The 14,111-nt window shown below is 61.7% G+C and carries 17 protein-coding genes and 1 tRNA gene; all 18 read left to right on the top strand.

Annotation, left to right across the window (positions count from 1 at the left end):
* Positions 1-154: 154 nt before the first annotated feature.
* Complete coding sequence (locus tag HUX88_RS19865) at positions 155-355, top strand: hypothetical protein (protein ID WP_176362872.1); 201 nt, start codon at positions 155-157, stop codon at positions 353-355.
* 99 nt (positions 356-454) lie between these two features.
* Positions 455-1,222: a GIN domain-containing protein gene (locus HUX88_RS19860; protein WP_176362871.1), complete on the top strand. Its 768-nt coding sequence runs from the start codon at positions 455-457 to the stop codon at positions 1,220-1,222.
* 21 nt (positions 1,223-1,243) lie between these two features.
* On the top strand, positions 1,244-1,852 hold the full coding sequence (locus HUX88_RS19855; protein WP_176362870.1) for a tetratricopeptide repeat protein: 609 nt from the start codon (positions 1,244-1,246) through the stop codon (positions 1,850-1,852).
* Positions 1,853-1,898: 46 nt separating this feature from the next.
* Complete coding sequence (locus tag HUX88_RS19850; RefSeq protein WP_176362869.1) at positions 1,899-2,879, top strand: NAD(P)H-quinone oxidoreductase; 981 nt, start codon at positions 1,899-1,901, stop codon at positions 2,877-2,879.
* A 133-nt stretch (positions 2,880-3,012) separates the two neighbouring features.
* Entirely contained in the window at positions 3,013-3,759 is a 747-nt protein-coding gene (tpiA, locus tag HUX88_RS19845) for a triose-phosphate isomerase (protein ID WP_117013498.1), read from the top strand.
* Positions 3,760-3,808: 49 nt separating this feature from the next.
* Entirely contained in the window at positions 3,809-4,213 is a 405-nt protein-coding gene (secG, locus tag HUX88_RS19840) for a preprotein translocase subunit SecG (protein ID WP_176362868.1), read from the top strand.
* 215 nt (positions 4,214-4,428) lie between these two features.
* Positions 4,429-4,513: transfer RNA gene (locus tag HUX88_RS19835), tRNA-Leu, on the top strand.
* 172 nt (positions 4,514-4,685) lie between these two features.
* Positions 4,686-5,045 carry an NADH-quinone oxidoreductase subunit A gene (locus HUX88_RS19830; protein ID WP_028819535.1) on the top strand — a complete coding sequence of 120 codons (360 nt, stop codon included), beginning with the start codon at positions 4,686-4,688 and terminating at the stop codon, positions 5,043-5,045.
* Between the two features lie 3 nt (positions 5,046-5,048).
* A complete protein-coding gene (locus HUX88_RS19825) occupies positions 5,049-5,525 on the top strand; it encodes an NADH-quinone oxidoreductase subunit B family protein (RefSeq protein WP_008450353.1) in 477 nt (158 codons plus the stop codon).
* 18 nt (positions 5,526-5,543) lie between these two features.
* Positions 5,544-6,134 (top strand): NADH-quinone oxidoreductase subunit C, encoded by a 591-nt coding sequence (locus HUX88_RS19820; protein WP_176362867.1) that lies wholly within the window; start codon positions 5,544-5,546, stop codon positions 6,132-6,134.
* Positions 6,135-6,137: 3 nt separating this feature from the next.
* The gene (locus HUX88_RS19815) at positions 6,138-7,391 is read left to right on the top strand and encodes an NADH-quinone oxidoreductase subunit D (protein WP_028819534.1); all 1,254 of its coding nucleotides are present in this window, start codon (positions 6,138-6,140) and stop codon (positions 7,389-7,391) included.
* Positions 7,392-7,400: 9 nt separating this feature from the next.
* Entirely contained in the window at positions 7,401-7,880 is a 480-nt protein-coding gene (nuoE, locus tag HUX88_RS19810; protein ID WP_028819533.1) for an NADH-quinone oxidoreductase subunit NuoE, read from the top strand.
* Positions 7,877-9,172 (top strand): NADH-quinone oxidoreductase subunit NuoF, encoded by a 1,296-nt coding sequence (gene nuoF, locus HUX88_RS19805; protein WP_028819532.1) that lies wholly within the window; start codon positions 7,877-7,879, stop codon positions 9,170-9,172. The genes nuoE and nuoF overlap by 4 nt, the downstream gene beginning before the upstream one ends.
* 22 nt (positions 9,173-9,194) lie before the next feature.
* The gene (gene nuoG, locus HUX88_RS19800; protein WP_176362866.1) at positions 9,195-11,516 is read left to right on the top strand and encodes an NADH-quinone oxidoreductase subunit NuoG; all 2,322 of its coding nucleotides are present in this window, start codon (positions 9,195-9,197) and stop codon (positions 11,514-11,516) included.
* Positions 11,516-12,601 (top strand): NADH-quinone oxidoreductase subunit NuoH, encoded by a 1,086-nt coding sequence (nuoH, locus tag HUX88_RS19795; RefSeq protein WP_176362865.1) that lies wholly within the window; start codon positions 11,516-11,518, stop codon positions 12,599-12,601. Before nuoG ends, nuoH begins: the two co-directional genes overlap by 1 nt.
* Before the next feature lie 12 nt (positions 12,602-12,613).
* Complete coding sequence (gene nuoI, locus HUX88_RS19790) at positions 12,614-13,102, top strand: NADH-quinone oxidoreductase subunit NuoI (protein WP_028819529.1); 489 nt, start codon at positions 12,614-12,616, stop codon at positions 13,100-13,102.
* A gap of 65 nt (positions 13,103-13,167) precedes the next feature.
* Entirely contained in the window at positions 13,168-13,797 is a 630-nt protein-coding gene (locus HUX88_RS19785) for an NADH-quinone oxidoreductase subunit J (RefSeq protein WP_176362864.1), read from the top strand.
* On the top strand, positions 13,794-14,102 hold the full coding sequence (nuoK, locus tag HUX88_RS19780; protein ID WP_008450334.1) for an NADH-quinone oxidoreductase subunit NuoK: 309 nt from the start codon (positions 13,794-13,796) through the stop codon (positions 14,100-14,102). The genes HUX88_RS19785 and nuoK overlap by 4 nt, the downstream gene beginning before the upstream one ends.
* Positions 14,103-14,111 lie beyond the last annotated feature (9 nt).

The raw sequence follows: 14,111 nt of genomic DNA, 5'->3' as shown, positions 1-14,111 counted from the left end.
CGCGCCGGGGCGCCCGCCGGGGGGCTTTCCGGGCCTGTTCCCGGTTTTCTGTCGCCCAGTCCCCCATTTGTGCAGTTCGTCGCAATCCGCATGATCGTTTAATAAGTGATGGCTATAGTGATCACATACCGAAACGCATTCAAGGAGAGCAAAAATGAACATCGCCAAAAACATGGAAGCCATCTTCGTCGCCGCCGCCGTGCTGCTGGGCGCATCCGCCTACGCCAGCGCCGCCGCTGAAGCGAGCGTGGCCCTGCAACCGGCCCTCCAGGTTGCCGCCGCCCAGGCTCCGATGCAAGTTGTAGTAATCAAGGCCAAGCGCCTGACCGCAGTGGAAAAGGCCAGCCTGTCGTAATTTGACAATTGGTCGTACTGCAAAGATTGCTAGAAAGCTTAGTGCGCTGCTACATTAGCCGTTCGCGCATCCAGGCACAACTTCAGAGGAACCCCATATATGAACAAGCTTTTCCAATTCGGCCTGCTGTTTGCCGCCTTCTGTGCGCTGTTTGGCCGCGCCATGGCTGCCGATGACAGCACCGAGAAGCGCGTCGTGACGCTGGATGCCCGCGTGGTGCGCGTCAAGCTCGACGGCGTGATCGATCTGAAGCTGCGACAAGGCCCGACGCCTTCGCTGACGATCTACGCGGAAAAGCGCACCATGGACAAGTTGATGACATCGGTCGCCGGCGACACGCTGCACCTGGAGACGGAAGGACGCTCCATCAAGCTGGGCCGCTCGACCGCGCGCGCCGAGCTGGTGCTGCCGATGTTGCGCGAGGTGGTGTCCGCGGGCGTGGGCTCGACCGAGATCAGCGGCTTCAGCGGCGACGAGCTGGAGTTGACGATGGACGGCGCCGGCAGCATGAAGGTGGTCTGTGACTACAAGAGCCTGAAGGCCAACCTGGGCGGTGTCGGCAGCATGCACCTGTGGGTCAGCGAGAACGAGAGCGTGGAGCTGGATCTGCGCGGCGCCGGCTACATCACGCTGGGCGGCCACAGCAAGCTGTTGAAGGCGACCCTGGGCGGGCTGGGCGGCTTGAATGCGCAGCAGTTCCAGGCCGACTCGGTCAACGTCGACCTGAGCGGTCTGGGCAACGCCACCGTCAACGCCAAGACCAACGCGACACTGAACTTGAGTGGCCTGGGATCGGTCACTGTCTATGGCAAGCCCTTGAACCGCAACGTCAGCGTTGACGGCCTGGGCAAGGTTAGTTGGAAATAAAAATATACACACCTACGAGACATGAAAAAATTTATACTAGCGATCGGACTCGCACTAGGCCTGCAACAGGCTGCGATGGCCGGATTCGCCGAAGGCGCCACCGCCTACAACAATAAAAACTACGCGGCGGCCTTGAAAGAGATCGCCCCGCTGGCCAGGGCCGGCAACGCGGACGCCCAGCATCTGCTGGGCTTGATGTATTACATGGGCCGCGGCGTCACGCAGGATTACAAGCAGGCGCTGGAGTGGCACCGCAAGGCCGCGCTGCAGGGCAAGGCCGACGCGCAGTACGTGGTCGGCGCCATGTACTACACCGGCAACGCGGTGATCCAGGACCACAAGCAGGCGGTCGCCTGGTTCCGCAAGGCGGCCGAGCAGGGACATCCGGACGCGCAGCAGGCCTTGGGGCTGATGTACCGCTATCACATGGCCGGCATGCCGCAGGATAACGTGATCGCCTACATGCTGTGGAACCTGGCGGCGGCCAACGGTTCGATGAACGCGGCCGAGCAGCGCTCCGCCGTGGTCAAGAACATGACGCCGGAGCAGATCGAGGAAGGGCAGGCCTTGTCGGCCGCGTGGAAGCCGAATACGCCGTTGCCCCGGCAATCGCGCACCGGCGGCGGCTAATTCGCGGCTGTCGTACAATCGCCCTTTCTTCACGAGAGGGCGAGCCATGCGCGCGATTGAAATCACCCATCCCGGCCCAGCCGATGTCCTGAAACTGTGCGAACGGCCGATGCCGGTCGTCAAGGGCGGCGAGGTGCTGATCAAAGTCCACGCGGCCGGCGTCAACCGTCCGGACGTGTTCCAACGCATGGGCAACTATGCGCCGCCGCCGGGCGCCTCCGACCTGCCGGGCCTGGAAGTGGCCGGCGAGATCGTCGACGGCGATCTCGACTACACCACCTTCGATATCGGCGACAAGGTCTGCGCGCTGGTGCAGGGCGGCGGCTATGCCGAATACGTGGTGGCGCCGCTGGAGCAGGTGCTGCCCATCCCCAAGGGCTGGAGCATGCTGGAGGCCGCCACCATTCCCGAGAACTACTTCACCGTCTGGAGCAATGTGTTCGACCGCGCCCACCTGGCCGCCGGCGAGACGCTGCTGGTGCAGGGCGGCAGCTCGGGCATCGGCGTGACCGCGATCCAGCTGGCCAACGCGCTGGGCCACCGCGTGTTCGCCACCGCCGGCAGCGACGACAAGGTTGCCGCCTGCACGCAGCTGGGCGCCGAGCGCGCCATCAACTACAAGACCGAGGATTTCGCCGTGGTCGTCAAATCGCTGACCAACGACCGTGGCGTCGACGTCATCCTCGACATGGTGGGCGGCGACTACCTGCCGCGTGAAATCGCCTGCCTGGCCGACGACGGCCGCATCGCGCTGATCGCCACGCTGGGCGGCGGCAAGGCCACGGTCGACCTGGGGCAGGTGCTGCGCCGCCGGCTGACCATCACCGGTTCCACGCTGCGCCCCCGTTCGGCGGCCTTCAAGGGCGCGGTCGCCAAGCAGCTGCTCGACAAGGTCTGGCCGCTGATGGCGGCGAAAAAGCTCAAGCCGGTCATCTACGAGGTGTTCCCGCTGGAGCAGGCCGCCGCCGCGCACGCGCTGATGGAAAGCAGCAATCATGTCGGTAAGATCATGCTGCAAGTTATCTAGGTCAAAAAAAGGCAGGGGAGGCGTTGCGCGGGCGTAGCATTTTCGCCATTTTCGTAACAACGTGGCCAACCGCTGGTTTGACCGGGCTTCCAGCCTCGCGTTAAAATAGCGGGTTATTGAATTTTAGGCTACTATGCGTCGCAAACTCGTCATCGGCAACTGGAAAATGAACGGCAACCGCGCCGGCAACACGGCTCTGTTGTCGGGCATCGTGTCCGGCTTGAACGACTTCGGCGCCGACTGCGCCGTGTGCGTGCCGGCTCCCTACCTGGCCCAGTGCCAGGCTGAACTGCAAGGCAGCCCCGTCGCATGGGGTGGACAGGATGTGTCGGTCCACGCCAGCGGCGCCTACACGGGCGAAGTCTCGGCCGGCATGCTGGTCGATTTCGGTTCCCGTTATGTGCTGTGCGGCCACTCCGAGCGCCGCGCCTATCACAAGGAAAGCAGCGAACTGGTGGCGCAGAAGACCATCGCGGCGCTGGCCGCCGGCCTGACGCCGGTGGTGTGCGTGGGCGAAACGCTGGAGCAGCGCGAAGCAGGGGAGACCGAGGCGGTCATCTGCGGCCAGCTGCAGGCGGTGCTGGGCGTGATCGGCGCCGACGACCTGGCCAGGATTGTTGTGGCCTATGAGCCGGTCTGGGCCATCGGCACCGGCAAGACGGCCACACCGCAGATCGCCCAGGAGGCGCATGCCTTGCTGCGCGCGCGCATGGCGCAGAAAAATGCGACGGTCGCGGCCGGCGTGCAGATTTTGTACGGCGGCAGCATGAAGCCGGACAATGCGAAAGAATTGATGGCCCAGCCGGACATCGACGGCGGCCTGATCGGCGGCGCCGCGTTAAAGGCGGCGGATTTCCTCGGGATTATCCAGGCCGTTTAAGTTGTAGAAACAAAACGATACAAATCTCTTATTTTTGAAATGGAATAACATGAACTCCTTGTTCAACCTGGTTATCGTAGTGCAAGTCATTTCCGCAATCGCCATTATCGGCCTGGTGTTGCTGCAGCACGGCAAGGGCGCCGACATGGGCGCGGCCTTCGGTTCGGGCGCTTCGGGCAGCCTGTTCGGCGCCACCGGCTCGTCGAACTTCATGTCCAAGTCGACCGGCGTCGCCGCCGCGATCTTCTTCAGCGCCACGCTGGCCCTGTCCTACATCTCGACCCAGCATGGCAGCACTGTCAGCGGCGGCGTGATGGACAAGGCTGTGCCAGTGGCGCCGGCACCGGCTCCAGCCACCGGCGCGGCGGCGATCCCGACGGCACCGGCGGCAGCGCCAGCGGCGGCTCCGGCTGCTCCGGCCGCAACGGGTCCTGCAGCATCGATCCCAAAGTAATATAATAATGAACTAGTTGCGAAGTTCAGCAGTTCCCTTAGCAAGTTTTTAAGTTGGTTTGCTCATTGTTTTAGCAGTACCGAGCCTTACAAGCTCCTGACAAGCTGGAAAAACAATTCAGAGTAAAAAGAAATAAAGATTTATCGTTTTTCTTCTTGTTTTAGCGCAATACGGATTAACAACGGCGTGAAAACACAGTAGAATAGCGGCCTTACGCCGACGTGGTGAAATTGGTAGACACGCTATCTTGAGGGGGTAGTGGCGCAAGCTGTACGAGTTCGAGTCTCGTCGTCGGCACCAGAAATATAAGGCCAGCAAGGGAGCACCGAAGTGTACCTGAGCTGGCTTTTTTACGAGGATGTGTCGTTCGATCCTGGTCTAAGCAGTTTTACGATTGGGGCGAACGTTAAGAGCACCGCAGAACATCGCAGTGTGTCCTTTTAACCGACCGTTCAATATAAGCTCATCAATCGTGAACCTCGAAAATTATCTCCCCGTCCTGTTGTTCATCCTCGTCGGTCTCGGCGTAGGTATCGCTCCCCAAGTCCTGGGCCACCTTCTCGGGCCAAACAAGCCCGACGCGGCCAAGCTCTCCCCGTATGAATGCGGCTTCGAAGCCTTCGAAGACGCGCGCATGAAATTCGACGTGCGTTACTACCTCGTCGCGATCCTCTTTATTTTGTTCGATCTGGAAACGGCATTCTTCTTCCCGTGGGGCGTATCCATGCGCGAACTGGGCTGGAACGGGTTCCTGGTGATGATGAGCTTCATCGCTGAATTCGTCGTCGGTTTTTGGTATATCTGGAAGAAAGGTGCCCTTGATTGGGAATAAGCCATGGCTATTGAAGGCGTATTAAACGAAGGTTTCATCACCACCTCGGCCGACAAGCTGATCAACTGGGCGCGCACGGGTTCGATGTTCCCGATGACGTTCGGTCTGGCCTGCTGCGCGGTTGAAATGATGCACGTGGGCGCAGCCCGTTACGACATGGACCGCTTCGGCGTGGTGTTCCGTCCATCGCCGCGTCAGTCCGACGTGATGATCGTGGCCGGCACGCTGTGCAACAAGATGGCCCCCGCGCTGCGCAAGGTCTACGACCAGATGCCGGAACCGCGCTGGGTCATCTCGATGGGCTCCTGCGCCAACGGCGGCGGCTACTATCACTACTCCTACTCCGTGGTGCGCGGTTGCGACCGCATCGTGCCGGTGGACGTCTACGTGCCGGGCTGCCCGCCCACGGCTGAGGCTCTGCTGTACGGCATCATGCAGCTGCAAAACAAGATCAAGCGCACCAATACGATCGCACGCTAACGGGGTCGCTTCAAGAATATGACTACACATCTGGAACAACTGCAAACCGCCCTCGGCACTGCCCTGGGCGATCGCGTTACTACGACCGTTGCGTTGGGCGAAATCACGCTGGTCGTGAAAGCCGCCGACTACTACGGCGTGATGCAAACGCTGCGCGACGACAAGTCGCTGGGCTTCGATCAGCTGATCGACCTGGCCGGCGTCGACTACCTGAACTACGGCGATGGCGCCTGGGACGGCCTGCGATTCGCAGTGGTCGTCCATTTGCTGTCCGTGAAGAACAACTGGCGCGTGCGCGTGCGCGCGTTCTGCGCCGACGACGACATGCCGCTGCTGCCGTCGCTGGTGCCGCTGTGGCGCGCCGTCAACTGGTACGAGCGCGAAGCGTTCGACATGTTCGGCATCCTGTTCGAAGGCCACAACGACCTGCGCCGCATCCTGACCGACTACGGTTTCATCGGCCATCCGTTCCGCAAGGACTTCCCGGTATCGGGCTATGTCGAAATGCGTTACGACCCCGAGCAGAAGCGCGTGATCTACCAGCCGGTCACCATCGAGCCGCGTGAAAACGTGCCTCGCGTGATCCGCGAAGAAAACTACGGGAAGTAAAACATGGCTGAAATTAAGAACTACACCCTGAACTTCGGTCCGCAACACCCGGCCGCGCACGGCGTGCTGCGCCTGGTGCTGGAGCTGGACGGCGAAGTGATCCAGCGTGCCGACCCGCACATCGGCCTGCTGCACCGCGGCACCGAGAAGCTGGCCGAGCAGAAGACCTACCTGCAGTCCGTGCCCTACATGGACCGCCTCGACTACGTCTCGATGATGTGCAACGAGCACGCCTACGTGATGGCCATCGAGAAGCTGCTGGGCCTGGAAGTGCCGCTGCGCGCGCAATACATCCGCGTGATGTTCGACGAGATCACCCGCATCCTGAACCACCTGATGTGGCTGGGCGCGCACGCGCTGGACGTCGGCGCCATGGGCCCGTTCCTGTACTGCTTCCGCGACCGCGAAGACCTGTTCGACTGCTACGAGGCGGTGTCGGGCGCGCGCATGCACGCGGCCTACTACCGTCCGGGCGGCGTCTACCGCGACCTGCCGGATGCGATGCCGCAGCACCGTCCGTCGATCATCCGTTCGGCCAAGGCCATCGACAACCTGAACAAGGACCGCCAGGGCTCGCTGCTGGACTTCATCGAAGCGTTCACCGCCCGTTTCCCGACCTACGTCGACGAATACGAAACCCTGCTGACCGACAACCGTATCTGGAAACAGCGTACCGTCGGCATCGGCGTGGTCGCGCCTGAGGACGCGCTGGCGATGGGCTTCACCGGCGCCATGCTGCGCGGTTCGGGCATCCAGTGGGACTTGCGCAAGCACCAGCCGTACGAAGTGTATGACCTGATGGACTTCGACGTGCCGATCGGCACCAACGGCGACTGCTACGACCGCTACCTGGTGCGCGTGGAAGAACTGCGCCAGTCGAACAAGATCATCAAGCAATGCGTGGAATGGCTGCGCAACAATCCGGGTCCTGTGATCACCAGCAACCACAAGGTCGCGCCTCCGGGCCGCGTCGACATGAAGACCAACATGGAATCGCTGATCCACCACTTCAAGCTGTTCACCGAGGGCATGCACGTGCCGCCGGGCGAAGCGTACGCGGCGGTGGAGCATCCGAAGGGCGAGTTCGGCATCTACCTGTTGTCCGACGGCGCCAACAAGCCATACCGCATGAAGCTGCGCGCTCCCGACTACGCGCACTTGCAATCGCTCGATGAAATGGCGCGCGGCCACATGATCGCCGACGCCGTCACCATCATCGGTACGCAAGATATCGTGTTCGGCAGTATCGACCGCTAAGGAAAAAGTATGTTGTTATCAGAGCAGTGCTACAAAAAAATCGACCGTGAGTTGGCCAAGTATCCGGCCGACCAGCGCCAGTCGGCCGTGATGGCCGCGCTGGCCCACGCCCAGGTTGAACTGGGCTGGATCTCGCCCGAAGTGATGGCCGAGCTGGCCGACTACATCCGCATGCCGGCCATCGCCGTGCAGGAAGTCGCCACTTTCTACAATATGTACAACCTGAAGCCGGTCGGCAAGCACAAGATTTCCGTGTGCACCAACCTGCCATGCGCCTTGTCGGGCGGCGTGCGCGCGGCCAACCACCTGAAGGAAAAGCTGGGCATCGACTTCCGTGACACCACGGGCGACGGCGCTTTCACGCTGGTGGAAGGCGAGTGCATGGGCGCCTGCGGCGACGCGCCGGTGATGCTGGTGAACGACCAGCGCATGTGCAGCTTCATGTCCAACGATAAGATCGACGCACTGGTGGAGGAATTGAAGAAATGACGTCACTCCACAATCGTCACATCGACCCTGTCATTCTCGCCGGCCTGGACGGCAAGAACTGGCACCTGGAAGACTACGTCAAACGCGGCGGCTACAGCGCACTGCGCCGCATCCTGGAAGAGAAGATCACCCCGGAACAAATCATCGCCGACCTGAAAGCGTCGTCGTTGCGCGGCCGTGGCGGCGCCGGTTTCCCAACCGGCCTGAAGTGGAGCTTCATGCCACGTCAGTTCCCTGGCCAGAAGTACCTGGTATGCAACTCAGATGAGGGCGAGCCGGGCACTTTCAAGGACCGCGACATCATGCGCTTCAACCCGCATGCGCTGATCGAAGGCATGGCCATCGGCGCCTACGCCATGGGCATCACGGTCGGCTACAACTACATCCACGGCGAAATCTTCGAGGTGTACTCGCAGTTTGAGGATGCGCTGGAAGAGGCGCGCGCCGCCGGCTTCCTGGGCGACAAGATCATGGGCAGCGAGTTCAGCTTCCAGCTGCACGCGCACCACGGCTATGGCGCCTACATCTGCGGCGAAGAAACCGCGCTGCTGGAATCGCTGGAAGGCAAGAAGGGCCAGCCGCGCTTCAAGCCGCCTTTCCCCGCGTCGTTCGGCCTGTACGGCAAGCCTACCACCATCAACAACACCGAGACCTTCGCGGCTGTTCCGTTCATCCTGAACATGGGTCCTGAAAAGTACCTGGGCATGGGACGTCCGAACAACGGCGGTTCGAAGATCTTCTCGATCTCGGGCGACGTTGAAATGCCGGGCAACTACGAGGTGCCGCTGGGCACCCCGTTCGCCAAGCTGCTGGAACTGGCGGGCGGCATGCGCGGTGGCAAAAAGATCAAGGCTGTGATCCCTGGCGGCTCGTCCGCTCCGGTGATCCGCGGCGAACTGATGATGAACACCGACCTGGACTACGACTCGATCGCCAAGGCTGGTTCGATGCTCGGTTCGGGCGCCGTCATCGTCATGGACGAAACGCGCTGCATGGTCAAGGCCATGGAACGCCTGGCCTACTTCTACTTTGAAGAGTCGTGCGGCCAGTGCACCCCATGCCGCGAAGGCACGGGCTGGATGTACCGCATGATCCACCGCATCGAAAACGGCCAGGGTCGTCCTTCGGACCTGGACGTGCTGAACTCGATTTGCGACAACATCCAGGGCCGCACCATTTGCGCGCTGGGCGACGCGGCGGCCATGCCGATGCGCGCGTTCATCAAGCAATTCCGCGAAGAATTTGAATATCACGTCGAGCACAAGCATTGCTTAGTGCCCGCTTACATCTAAGCTGCGTCAGGTAACGATCACCATGGTTGAAATCGAAATAGACGGCAAAAAAGTCGAAGTCCCTGCTGGTAGCATGGTGATGGACGCCGCCAACAAATTGGGAACCTACATTCCGCACTTCTGCTATCACAAGAAATTGTCGATCGCTGCGAACTGCCGTATGTGCCTCGTCGAAGTGGAAAAGGCTCCCAAGCCTTTGCCAGCATGCGCAACGCCGGTCTCGGCGGGCATGATTGTGCGCTCCGCTTCGGACAAGGCCGTCCAGGCACAGAAGTCCGTGATGGAATTCCTGCTGATTAACCACCCGCTGGACTGCCCGATCTGCGATCAGGGCGGCGAGTGCCAGTTGCAAGACTTGGCGGTCGGCTACGGCAAGAGCGAGTCGCGCTACGAGGAAGACAAGCGCGTCGTCGTGCCGAAGGATGCCGGCCCGCTGGTCTCCATGCAGGAGATGGCGCGCTGCATCCAGTGCACCCGTTGCGTACGTTTCGGCCAGGAAGTGGCCGGCGTGATGGAGCTGGGCATGATCGGCCGCGGCGAACACTCGGAAATCACCGCGTTCGTCGGCCAGACCGTGAACTCGGAAATGTCCGGCAACATGATCGACCTGTGCCCGGTGGGCGCGCTGACGTCGAAGCCGTTCCGCTACAGCGCCCGTACCTGGGAACTGTCGCGCCGCAAATCGGTCTCGCCGCACGACGGCCTGGGCGCCAACCTGATCGTTCAGGTCAAGGGCGGCAAGGTCAAGCGCGTGCTGCCGCTGGAAAACGACGCCGTCAACGAGTGCTGGATTTCCGACAAGGACCGCTTCTCGTACGAAGGCCTGGAAGCCGCCGACCGCCTGACCCAGCCGATGCTGAAGCAGGGCGGCGAGTGGAAGGAAGTCGACTGGCAGACCGCGCTGGAATACGTGGCGCACGGCCTGAAGAACATCAAGCACGAACACGGCGCCAACGCGCTGGCCGCAGTGGCCACGCCGCACTCGACGCTGGAAGAACTGCACCTGCTGCAAAAGCTGACCCGCGCCATGGGCTCGGACAGCGTGGACACCCGCCTGCGCCATAGCGACTTCTCGCTGGCCGGCGTAACTCCTTGGCTGGGCATGTCGATCACCGAGTTCGGCCAGCTGAACCGCGCCTTCGTCATCGGCTCGTTCCTGCGCAAGGATCACCCGCTGCTGGCGACCCGTCTGCGCACGGCAGTGAAGGGCGGCGCCAAGCTGTCCGTCCTGCACGCCACCGACGACGACCTGCTGATGAACGTTGCCAACAAGATGATCGTTGCTCCGTCGGAGTGGTTGTCGGCGCTGTCGCAAGTTGTTGTGGCCGTGGCTAAAGTTAAAGAAGTCGCCGCACCGGCCGGCTTCGAAGGCGTACAAGCCTCCGACGCCGCCAACGCGATCGCCGCCTCGCTGATCTCCGGCGAGAACAAGGGCGTCTTCCTGGGTAACGCGGCAACGCAGCACCCGCAGGCCGCCGCGCTGCACGCCGCCGCGCAATGGATCGCCGAACAGACCGGCGCCAAGCTGGGCTACCTGACCGAAGCCGCCAACACCGTTGGCGCCTACCTGGCCAACGCCAACAGCGGCACCGCTCCAGTGTTCACCGAACAGAAGCAGGCCTACCTGCTGCTGAACGCCGAACCTGAGCTGGACGCACACAACCCGCAACAAGCCGCCGCCGCGCTGAAGCACGCCGAGATGGTGGTTGTCATGTCCGCCTACAAGCACGGCATGGAATACGCCGACGTGCTGCTGCCGGTTTCGCCATTCAGCGAAACCTCCGGCACCTTCGTCAACTGCGAAGGCCGCGCACAAAGCTTCAACGGCACCGTCAAGCCGCTGCTGGAAACCCGCCCTGCGTGGAAAGTCCTGCGCGTGCTGGGCAACATCCTCGGCCTGTCCGGTTTCGAATATGAAACCTCGGAAGCGATCCGCGACGAAGTGCTGGGCGCCGGCGTGACCGACCTGTCGGCCAAGCTGAACAACGTGTCCAAGCAAGCCGTCGTTGCCGCCTCCGCAGCTTCGACCGGTACCGAACGTATCGCCGACGTGCCTATCTACTTCGCCGACGCCGTGGTGCGCCGCGCCGAGTCGCTGCAAAAGATGGCCGACGCGGCTGCGCCTCAAGCGCACCTGTCGACCGCACTGGCGCAGCAGCTGGGCGTCGCCGCCGGCGACAAGGTCAAGGTCACGCAAGGTTCCGGCAGCGCGATCCTGGTCGCCGCTGTCGATGCCAAACTGCCAGCCAACGCAGTCCGTGTCGCCGCCGCTCACGCGTCGACCGCTGCACTGGGCGGCATGTTCGGCTCCATCACCGTTGAAAAAGCAGGGGAGGGTAAATAATGGCTCTGCCTGAATTCGTCACTACTATTAACGCCATGGGCGCCAACAGCGTGCTGGCTCCGGCCTGGCCGCTGATCTGGGCGCTGATCCGCATCATCGTCGTGCTGATCCCGCTGATGGGCCTGGTTGCCTACCTGACGCTGTGGGAACGTAAGTTCATCGGCTGGATCCAGATCCGCGTCGGCCCGAACCGCGTGGGTCCGATGGGCCTGCTGCAGCCGATCGCCGATGCGCTCAAGCTGCTGTTCAAGGAAATCATCACCCCGACCAAGGCCAACGCCGGCCTGTTCGTGATCGGTCCTATCATGACCATCATGCCGGCGCTGGCCGCGTGGGCGGTGGTGCCGTTCGGCGCCGAAGCCGTGCTGGCCAACGTCAACGCCGGCCTGCTGCTGCTGATGGCGATCACCTCGATGGAAGTCTACGGCATCATCATCGCCGGCTGGGCCTCGAACTCGAAGTACTCGTTCATGGGCGCGATGCGCGCCTCGGCCCAGATGATCTCCTACGAAATCCCGATGGGCTTCGTGCTGGTGGTCGTGCTGATGGTGTCCGGCTCGCTGAACTTCGGCGACATCGTCGCCGGCCAGCAAAAGGGCATGATGGTCGAACACGGCCTGAACTTCCTGTCGTGGAACTGGCTGCCGCTGCTGCCGCTGTTCGTGGTCTACCTGACCTCGGGCCTGGCCGAGTGCAACCGTCACCCGTTCGACGTGGTCGAGGGCGAGTCCGAGATCGTTGCCGGCCACATGGTCGAATACTCGGGCATGGCCTACGCCATGTTCATGCTGGCCGAATACGCCAACATGATCCTGATCGCGACCCTGGGTTCGATCATGTTCCTCGGCGGCTGGGCTGCGCCATTCAAGTTCCTGGAATTCTGGGGCGGTTTCGGCGGCTTCTTCTGGTTGTTCGCCAAGGCGTTCTTCCTGGTGTCCGTCTTCATCTGGGTGCGCGGTACTTTCCCACGCTACCGTTATGACCAGATCATGCGTCTGGGCTGGAAAGTGTTTATCCCTCTGACGCTGGTGTACCTGGTGTTCGTGGCCGGCTGGATGCAGACATCCTGGAATATCTGGAAGTAAGGACTGGAAAAAATGGAACGTTTAAAAGACTTCATCGGCAGCTTCATGCTGACCGAATTGATCAAAGGGATGGCGCTGACGGGCAAGTATATGTTCTCGCGCAAGATCACCGTGCAGTACCCGGAAGAGAAGACGCCAATGTCGCCTCGCTTCCGCGGCCTGCACGCGCTGCGCCGCTATCCGAATGGTGAAGAGCGCTGCATCGCCTGCAAACTGTGCGAAGCAGTGTGCCCGGCGATGGCGATCACCATCGAATCCGAGCAGCGCGACGATGGTTCGCGCCGCACCACGCGTTACGACATCGACCTGACCAAGTGCATCTTCTGCGGTTTCTGCGAAGAGTCGTGCCCGGTCGATTCGATCGTTGAAACGCACGTGCTGGAATACCACGGCGAGAAACGCGGCGATCTGTACTACACGAAAGAGATGCTGCTGGCCGTCGGCGATCGTTACGAAAACGACATCGCCGCAGCCCGCGCAGCGGACGCTCCTTACCGCTGATCGATGCCGGCTTCGGCCGGTGTCGCCAGCGTGTCGATCAATAATGTACGTCTCTTGGGTTAGTTATGGAATTTAAAACTGCTTTGTTCTACGCCTTCTCAGCCATCATGATATTGGCTGCGACGCGCGTTATCACGGCCCGCAATCCGGTCCACGCCGCACTGTTCCTGGTGCTGGCGTTCTTCTCGGCCGCCGGCATCTGGATGCTGCTGGAGGCTGAGTTCCTCGCCATCGTGCTGGTGCTGGTCTACGTGGGCGCCGTCATGGTGCTGTTCCTGTTCGTGGTCATGATGCTCGACATCGACACCGACAAGATGCGCGAAGGCTTCTGGGGCTACCTGCCGCTGGCGTCCTTCGTCGGCGTCATCATCGTGCTGGAAATGGCCGCCGTGCTGTGGCGCTCCTTCCTGTCGTTCGACCAGCAGGCGGTCAACGCCGGCAACATCGGCGGCACCAAGGAACTGGGCCTGCTGATCTACACCAAATACATCTACGGCTTTGAGATCGCCGGCGTCATCCTGCTGGTCGCGATCATCGCCGCCGTGGCGCTGACCCTGCGCAAGCGCAAGGACACCAAACATTTCGACCCTGCCGACGCTGTACGCGTCAAGCGCAATGACCGCCTGAAGATCGTCAAGATCGCGCCGGTCACCACGCGTGGCCAGGCCGAAGCAGAAGTTAAGGAGGCACCATGACTTTATCGCTCGCTCACTACCTCGTTCTAGGCGCGATATTGTTCGCGATCTCGATCGTCGGTATTTTCCTGAACCGCAAGAACATCATCGTTCTGCTGATGGCCATCGAATTGATGCTGCTGGCCGTGAACATGAACTTCATCGCGTTCTCGCACTACCTGGGCGATGCGGCCGGGCAGATCTTTGTGTTCTTCATCCTGACCGTGGCGGCCGCCGAATCGGCAATCGGCCTCGCGATCCTGGTGGTGATGTTCCGTAACCTGGACACCATCAACGTTGAAGACCTGGATAGCCTGAAGGGTTGATCCCGTGGC

It is taken from the genome of Duganella sp. BJB1802, assembly GCF_013369445.1.
GTDB lineage: Bacteria > Pseudomonadota > Gammaproteobacteria > Burkholderiales > Burkholderiaceae_D > Rugamonas > Rugamonas vulcania_A.
Note: the sequence above shows the minus strand (reverse complement) of the source record. Positions and strands in the feature narration are given on the sequence as shown.

What these genes read in the sequence shown, in the direction of transcription:
- HUX88_RS19815 (WP_028819534.1), top strand. Translation starts at nt 6,138, where the DNA reads ATGGCTGAAATTAAGAACTACACCCTGAACTTCGGTCCGCAACACCCG.
- HUX88_RS19785 (WP_176362864.1), top strand. Translation starts at nt 13,168, where the DNA reads ATGGAATTTAAAACTGCTTTGTTCTACGCCTTCTCAGCCATCATGATA.
- nuoI (WP_028819529.1), top strand. Translation starts at nt 12,614, where the DNA reads ATGGAACGTTTAAAAGACTTCATCGGCAGCTTCATGCTGACCGAATTG.
- HUX88_RS19855 (WP_176362870.1), top strand. Translation starts at nt 1,244, where the DNA reads ATGAAAAAATTTATACTAGCGATCGGACTCGCACTAGGCCTGCAACAG.
- nuoF (WP_028819532.1), top strand. Translation starts at nt 7,877, where the DNA reads ATGACGTCACTCCACAATCGTCACATCGACCCTGTCATTCTCGCCGGC.
- nuoH (WP_176362865.1), top strand. Translation starts at nt 11,516, where the DNA reads ATGGCTCTGCCTGAATTCGTCACTACTATTAACGCCATGGGCGCCAAC.
- HUX88_RS19865 (WP_176362872.1), top strand. Translation starts at nt 155, where the DNA reads ATGAACATCGCCAAAAACATGGAAGCCATCTTCGTCGCCGCCGCCGTG.
- HUX88_RS19850 (WP_176362869.1), top strand. Translation starts at nt 1,899, where the DNA reads ATGCGCGCGATTGAAATCACCCATCCCGGCCCAGCCGATGTCCTGAAA.
- tpiA (WP_117013498.1), top strand. Translation starts at nt 3,013, where the DNA reads ATGCGTCGCAAACTCGTCATCGGCAACTGGAAAATGAACGGCAACCGC.
- nuoK (WP_008450334.1), top strand. Translation starts at nt 13,794, where the DNA reads ATGACTTTATCGCTCGCTCACTACCTCGTTCTAGGCGCGATATTGTTC.
- HUX88_RS19820 (WP_176362867.1), top strand. Translation starts at nt 5,544, where the DNA reads ATGACTACACATCTGGAACAACTGCAAACCGCCCTCGGCACTGCCCTG.
- HUX88_RS19860 (WP_176362871.1), top strand. Translation starts at nt 455, where the DNA reads ATGAACAAGCTTTTCCAATTCGGCCTGCTGTTTGCCGCCTTCTGTGCG.
- nuoG (WP_176362866.1), top strand. Translation starts at nt 9,195, where the DNA reads ATGGTTGAAATCGAAATAGACGGCAAAAAAGTCGAAGTCCCTGCTGGT.
- HUX88_RS19825 (WP_008450353.1), top strand. Translation starts at nt 5,049, where the DNA reads ATGGCTATTGAAGGCGTATTAAACGAAGGTTTCATCACCACCTCGGCC.
- secG (WP_176362868.1), top strand. Translation starts at nt 3,809, where the DNA reads ATGAACTCCTTGTTCAACCTGGTTATCGTAGTGCAAGTCATTTCCGCA.
- nuoE (WP_028819533.1), top strand. Translation starts at nt 7,401, where the DNA reads ATGTTGTTATCAGAGCAGTGCTACAAAAAAATCGACCGTGAGTTGGCC.